The sequence below is a fragment of the Streptomyces palmae genome, from assembly GCF_004684805.1.
GTDB lineage: Bacteria > Actinomycetota > Actinomycetes > Streptomycetales > Streptomycetaceae > Streptomyces > Streptomyces palmae.
On record NZ_SRID01000396.1, the window covers coordinates 1 to 6,232 of the forward strand.

Sequence of the window (6,232 nt, forward strand, 5' to 3'; positions counted from 1 at the left end):
GAGGTCCGCCCCCCACGCGCCGAGGCGCACCCGGCGCGTACCGAGGAGCCCGCCGCGCAGCCGCACCCCCTCCGGGAGCCCCGCGCCGACCGGCCGGCCCGTGCCGAGCAGCCCCGCGACGCCGTCGAGCGGAAGGCCGCCCACCGGTCCGAGCGCCCCGCCCCGGCCGCAGAGCCCGCCGCCGCGGAGCGCGCCGCCGACCGCCGGGCACTGGTGGAGCAGACCGACCACGCCGAGTGGGTCGACCAGCAGCGCGAGAGCAAGCGCGGCCCGGCCACCGGGGAGAGCTGGGAGCCGGTGCCGGTCCCGCTGCCCACCTACGTCACCGCCCCGGTCGCCCCGCGCGCCACCGGCAGCGTGGACCTGGACGCCCCGGACGCCTGGAGCTCCGCCCGCTCCAGCACCGCCGGCCCCGCCACGGAGCCGCCGACCCCCGCACCGGCGGAACCGGCTCCCCGCGCCCGCCAGGCCGCCCCGCGCCGCTCCCGGGAACGCGGCCGGACCCCGCTCTTCGACCAGTACGCCGACGAGGACCGCCCCCGGGCGGCCAACGAGTGACCCGCCGTCGACCGGCCCTTCGCTGACCAGCGGGGGAGCGGATTTCCAAGCACCCGGATGGGGATGCTAGAGTTTCACTCGTTGCAAGGGCCTGTGGCGCAGACTGGTAGCGCACCTCGTTCGCATCGAGGGGGTCAGGGGTTCAAATCCCCTCAGGTCCACCGCACCGCGAGATCCCGTCCGATCTGATTGATCGGACGGGATCTTGGCGTTTCCGAGGTGTATTCGAGGGCTCTCCGGTCGTGGCCAGTGCCGGAGACGCCCGAGCACGAGGGCCAGCCGGTTCAGGGGCAGGACGGGATTACCCAGGTCCAGTTCTGGTGGGACTGAGACGCCCGGGGCCAGGCCAGGAACTCCTCCGCGTCACGCCGGCTTTCGACCGTGCCGTCGGCTTGGCGTGCGCTCAAGGGCCCTCCCGGTAGGGGCCCCTAGGGTGGTTCGCTAGCCTGTGCGCGTGCTGTTCACCGATGATCGCCGATTCCCCGTCGCCCTCGCCGCCGCGATGGCGGTCTCTTTCGACTACGACGGCGGTGAAGGTGTCGACTTCGAACCCTTCGACACCTTCCTGTCCGCCGAGGAGACGACCGACTGGTTTCAGGCGTGGACCGGTAACGACGATCTGAACGGCGACGACTTCCGCGTGTTCGGGCAGGACGGCACCGGTGGCTACGCTGCCATCTGGCTGACCCGCCCCCACCACGATCTGGTCGACCAGCCGATCGTCTTCCTCGGATCCGAGGGCGAGACGGGTGTGGTCGCACGTGACCTGCCGGACTTCCTGTGGCTGCTGGCCGAGGGCTTCGGCCCCCGGGAAGCGGCCATCTCGTACGAGCCCGACTGGGTCGCACGCCCCAATGAGCAACTGACCGCCGTCGCGGAGAAGTTCGCGCCGGACCAGCGCCGCACGGCAGGCGACGTGATCGAGTCCGCTGCTCGCGAGTTCCCCGGCTTCGACGACACCATCATGGAACTCTGCCGCTGATCCGACACGGGCCACGGCGATCGCGTACTTCGGCCGGCGATGAGCGGATCGCCGTCCGATCGGGCTGTCCCTCCGGGACGGGGTCAGATCGGACGGTTTTTCGCGTTCTCCGCTGATCCGGGCAGGCCGATCACCCTCGCGGCCTGGGGGCGGGCTGCGTCGTCGCCCCTCGCCGCGTGGGCCGGGGTCTGAGGTCGGCGGGTCGTCCCGCGGGGCTATCGCTCCTGGTGCCGGCGGAGGGCGTGAATCGTGTCACCGGTCGCGGCCGGGTGCGCGGTGGGCGGCGGGCCGGGGATCACGGTCGCCGGCGGATCCGCGGGGGAGAGCGGCTTGCCCATGCAGCGGCTGTCCGGTTCGTCGCGGTAGAGGCCGAACTTGGTCACCGGCACGTAGCCGGAGGAGGCGTAGAGCGCGATGGCCTCCGGCTGCTTGGTGCCGGTCTCCAGCACCATGCGCACCCGCCCCGCCGCCCGGGCGCTGCGCTCCAGCTCGGCCAGCACCCGCCGGGCCAGCCCGCGACCGCGCGCCGCACGCACCACGAACATCCGCTTGAGCTCGGCGTCCCCGTCCGCGTACCCCTCGTCGCTCTGTTCTTGGGAGCGCCAGCCACCGGAGGCCACCGGGCGGCCCTGCTCGTCGTATACCAGCAGGTAGAGCCCGTGCGGCGGGTCGAAGTCGGCGGGGTCCATCGGGGTCATGTCACCCTCGCCGTAGCGCTCGGCGTACTCCAGCTGGACCTCGTCGCTGAGCAGGACGGCATCGGGGTGGTCGAAGCGGACGTGACGAATCTCCATTCGGGCGATCGTACGGGCGCTCGGCCGACGGGGCGAACCTGTATCCGATGTCGGTATCGTGCCGGAATGCTCACCGTGGTGCCCGTGGAGGTGCGGTGCAGCGCCACCCCCTCCGACCGTAGGAGCCATGCCGTGCTCACCGTGACGTCCGTGAACGTGAACGGCCTGCGGGCCGCCGCCAAGAAGGGCTTCCTGCCCTGGCTGTCCCAGACCGCCGCCGATGTGCTGTGCCTCCAGGAGGTGCGGGCCGAGCCGGACCAGCTGCCCGCCGAGGTGCGCGAGCCGGACGGCTGGCACGTGCTGCACGCTCCGGCCGCCGCCAAGGGCCGGGCCGGGGTCTCCCTCTACTCGCGCCGGGAGCCGGACGCGGTGCGGGTCGGCTTCGGCTCGGCCGAGTTCGACGGCAGCGGCCGGTACGCGGAGATCGACCTGCCCGGCGCCACCGTGGCCAGCCTCTATCTGCCCTCCGGCGAGGTGGGCACCGAGCGGCAGGAGGAGAAGGAACGCTTCATGGCGGAGTTCCTGCCCTACCTGGTGGAGCTGCGCGCCCGCGCCGCCGCCCAGGGCCGCGAGGTGCTGGTGTGCGGCGACTGGAACATCGCCCACCGCGAGGCCGACCTGAAGAACTGGCGGGCCAACCGCAAGAGCGCGGGCTTCCTGCCGGAGGAGCGGGAGTGGCTGGGCCGGGTCTTCGGCGAGGCCGAGTACGTCGACGTGGTGCGCGCCCTGCACCCGGACGTCGAGGGGCCGTACTCCTGGTGGTCCTACCGGGGCCGCGCCTTCGACAACGACACCGGCTGGCGGATCGACTACCACGTGGCGACCGCGGGGTTGGCCGGGCGAGCCCTGAAGGCCGTGGTGGAGCGGGCGCCGAGCCATGACCTGCGCTGGTCCGACCACGCCCCGGTGACGGTCAGCTACGGCCCCGCGCACTGACCTCGCCGGTCGGGGGCGTGTACGGGCGCGCCCCGTCATCCCCGGGCCGGCCCCGCGGGGGTGTCGCTACGCGCCTTCCCCGGCTGGCGGTCCGGCGGGGTGGCGTTACGCGCCTTCCCCGGCTGGCGGTCCGGCGGGGTGGCGTTACGCGCCTTCCCCGGCTTACGGCCCGAAGAGGGTGTCGTATGCCTTCCCGGCTTGCGGCCCTACGGGGTGCCCATATGCACTTCCCGGCTTACGGCCCGGCGAGGGGTTGCCGTATGCCTTCCCGGCTTGCGGCCCTACGGGGTGCCGTATGCCCTCTCTTCCGGTCCTCGGCCGGGCCTTCTCGTACTCGGCCCCCGGGTACGCGCGGCCCGTCAGCCGCCGGCCGGTCCCGCGTCCGTCGGCTGCTCGGGGTCGGCCGGCTGCCCCTCTCCGGTCGGCTGCCCCGTCTCAGTCGGCTCCCCCGTCCCCGCCGGGTCCTCCTTGCCGGCCGCCGGGGTGGCGTGTCCGGTGAGCCAGGCGTTGAGTTCCGCGCGGACGCGGCGGTCGATGGCCATGGAGAGTTCCGCGTCCACCACGCTCTCGGCGATCGGCCGCAGCCGTTCGATGGTCTCGGTGATACGGGCCACCTCGGCCGCGTCCGGCAGCGCGCCGTCGGCGATGCGGGCCAGCGCGTCGCCCAGGACATGGGTGCGGATCAGCTCGGTGAAGGTGCCGGCGATGGCGTCCACCTGGACGCGCAGCTCCCGGCCGGCCGCGAGCACGGCGGCGAGCGGGACGCCCTTGGCGACCAGGTCGGTGGAGGCGTCCAGCAGCCGACGGCTGATGTGCACCAGGTCGTCGCCGTCCACGGCCACATAGCCGATGTCCAGCGAGGCGGCCAGGTTCTCCGCCGTCACCTGGCCCTCGAAGTGGTCGGCCAGCTCCTCGGGGGTGAGCCGGACCGGGGTCTCCCGCGACCAGGGGACGGCGAGGGCGCTGTGCAGGCCGAGGAGTTCGGCCACGTCCCGGCCGTTCTCGAAGGCGGCGAGCAGATCGGCGATGCCGCCCAGGGTGTGACCGCGCTCCAGCAGGGCGGCGATGGTGCGCAGCCGGGCCAGGTGGTGCTCGTTGTACCAGGCGATGCGGCCTTCCCGGCGCGGCGGCGGGAGCAGTCTGCGCTCCCGGTAGAAGCGCAGGGTGCGGACGGTGATGCCTGCCTCCTTGGCCAGCTCCGCCATCCGGTACTCGCGCGCCTGTTCGCTGTTCGCCACGGTTGCAGCCTATGCACAGGGGGCGGGTGCAACCCGCGGTAACCGTGGGGTCAACTTCCTTCGCCCACCCTCTACCGCTCAGTAGCGCGCTGACCTACGCTGCGATCGTGCCAGTGATTACTGGCACAGTTGTCGTGGGGCAGGTCATCGAGGACTGGGAGGCGGCGGCATGGCCGAGCTGACACGTGAGCACGTGCGGGTGGCGGTGATCGGAACCGGGTTCGGGGGCCTGGGCGCGGCCGTACGGCTCCGCCGGGCGGGAGTCACCGACTTCGTGCTCCTGGAGCGGGCCGATGCGGTGGGCGGCACCTGGCGGGACAACACCTACCCCGGATGCGCCTGCGACGTCCCCTCCCATCTCTACTCCTTCTCCTTCGCGCCGAACGCCGAGTGGCCCCGCAGCTTCTCCGGGCAGGCGCACATCCGCGCCTACCTGGAGCGGGTGACCGACACCTTCGGGCTGCGCCCGCACATCCGGTTCGACTCCGAGGTCCGCTCCGCCCGCTGGGACAACGAGGCACTGCACTGGGAGATCACCACCTCCCGCGAGACGCTCACCGCCGACCTGCTGGTCTCCGCCGCCGGCCCGCTCTCCGACCCGCGGATCCCGGACATCCCGGGCCTGGACGCCTTCCCCGGCGCGGTGTTCCACTCCGCCCGCTGGGACCACGGCTACGACCTGCGCGGCAAGCGCGTGGCGATGATCGGCACCGGCGCCTCCGCGATCCAGATCGTGCCCTCCATCCAGCCCGAGGTCGCCCGGCTCACCCTCTTCCAGCGCACCCCGGCATGGGTGCTGCCGCGGATGGACCGCAAGATCAGTGGCGTCGAGAAGTGGCTGCACGACAAGGTCCCGGCCACCGGCGCACTGCGCCGCGGCGCGCTGTGGGGGCTGCGTGAACTTCAGGTCAGCGCCTTCACCAAGCGCCCCGCCGAGCTGAGCGTGGTCGAGGCGCTGGGCCGGTGGAACATCCGGCGGGCGATCAAGGACCCGGCGCTGCGGGCCCGGCTCACCCCGGACTACCGCATCGGCTGCAAGCGGATCCTGCTCTCCAACACCTACTATCCGGCGCTGGCCGCGCCCAACGTCGAGGTCCTCGCCTCCGGACTGCGGGAGGTACGCGGCAGCACCCTGGTGGCCGCTGGGGGTACCTCCCAGGCCGGAGGCTCTGGGGGAGGGACCGAGGTCGAGGTGGACGCGATCATCTTCGGCACCGGTTTCCATGTGACCGACATGCCGATCGCCGAGCGGATCACCGGCTCCGAGGGGATCACCCTCGCCGAGGCGTGGAAGGACGGCATGGCCTCGCTGCGCGGCGCCAGCGCGGCCGGCTTCCCCAACCTGCTGACCGTCATCGGCCCCAACAGCGGCCTGGGGAACAGCTCGATGATCCTGATGATCGAGTCCCACCTGAACTACATGGTCGACTACCTGCGGCAGCTGGACCTGCTCGGCGGCCGGAACGGGAAGGCCGCGCTCAGCGCCCGCCCGGCCGCGGTGGACGCCTGGGTGGACCACGTCCAGCGGCGGCTGGCACGTACGGTCTGGAACACCGGCGGCTGCCAGAGCTGGTACCTGGACGCCAACGGGCGCAACACCACCGCCTGGCCCGGCACCACCAGCGAGTTCCGCAAGGAGACCCGGCGGGTGGACCTGGCCGAGTACCAGGTGCTGCGCGCCCCGGCCTCCCGCCCGTCTCCCACCACCACCCGCAACGGAAGGC

General features: G+C 72.7%; 5 protein-coding genes, 1 tRNA gene and 1 pseudogene. 5 read left to right on the plus strand and 2 right to left on the minus strand.

Annotation, left to right across the window (positions count from 1 at the left end):
• The 3 genes and pseudogenes from E4099_RS27615 to E4099_RS27625 form a co-directional block, all read left to right on the plus strand.
• A pseudogene (locus tag E4099_RS27615) lies at nt 1-558 on the plus strand (hypothetical protein); the annotation flags it as partial.
• An 87-nt stretch (nt 559-645) separates the two neighbouring features.
• Nucleotides 646-719, plus strand: a tRNA-Ala gene (locus tag E4099_RS27620).
• 293 nt (nt 720-1,012) lie between these two features.
• A complete protein-coding gene (locus E4099_RS27625; protein ID WP_209446765.1) occupies nt 1,013-1,540 on the plus strand; it encodes an SMI1/KNR4 family protein in 528 nt (175 codons plus the stop codon).
• 215 nt (nt 1,541-1,755) lie between these two features.
• Here the strand turns inward: E4099_RS27625 and E4099_RS27630 are convergent, their stop codons facing one another.
• Nucleotides 1,756-2,334 carry a GNAT family N-acetyltransferase gene (locus E4099_RS27630; protein WP_209446766.1) on the minus strand — a complete coding sequence of 193 codons (579 nt, stop codon included), beginning with the start codon at nt 2,332-2,334 and terminating at the stop codon, nt 1,756-1,758.
• Between the two features lie 132 nt (nt 2,335-2,466).
• On the opposite strand from E4099_RS27630, the gene E4099_RS27635 reads away from it, so the two are divergent.
• Nucleotides 2,467-3,270: an exodeoxyribonuclease III gene (locus E4099_RS27635; protein ID WP_245245224.1), complete on the plus strand. Its 804-nt coding sequence runs from the start codon at nt 2,467-2,469 to the stop codon at nt 3,268-3,270.
• A 359-nt stretch (nt 3,271-3,629) separates the two neighbouring features.
• Here E4099_RS27635 and E4099_RS27640 read toward each other — a convergent pair whose 3' ends face one another.
• Nucleotides 3,630-4,475 carry a MerR family transcriptional regulator gene (locus E4099_RS27640; RefSeq protein WP_135341855.1) on the minus strand — a complete coding sequence of 282 codons (846 nt, stop codon included), beginning with the start codon at nt 4,473-4,475 and terminating at the stop codon, nt 3,630-3,632.
• 202 nt (nt 4,476-4,677) lie between these two features.
• Here E4099_RS27640 and E4099_RS27645 point away from each other — a divergent pair.
• A partial coding sequence (locus E4099_RS27645; protein ID WP_135341853.1) for a flavin-containing monooxygenase occupies nt 4,678-6,232 on the plus strand: 1,555 nt, incomplete at its 3' end.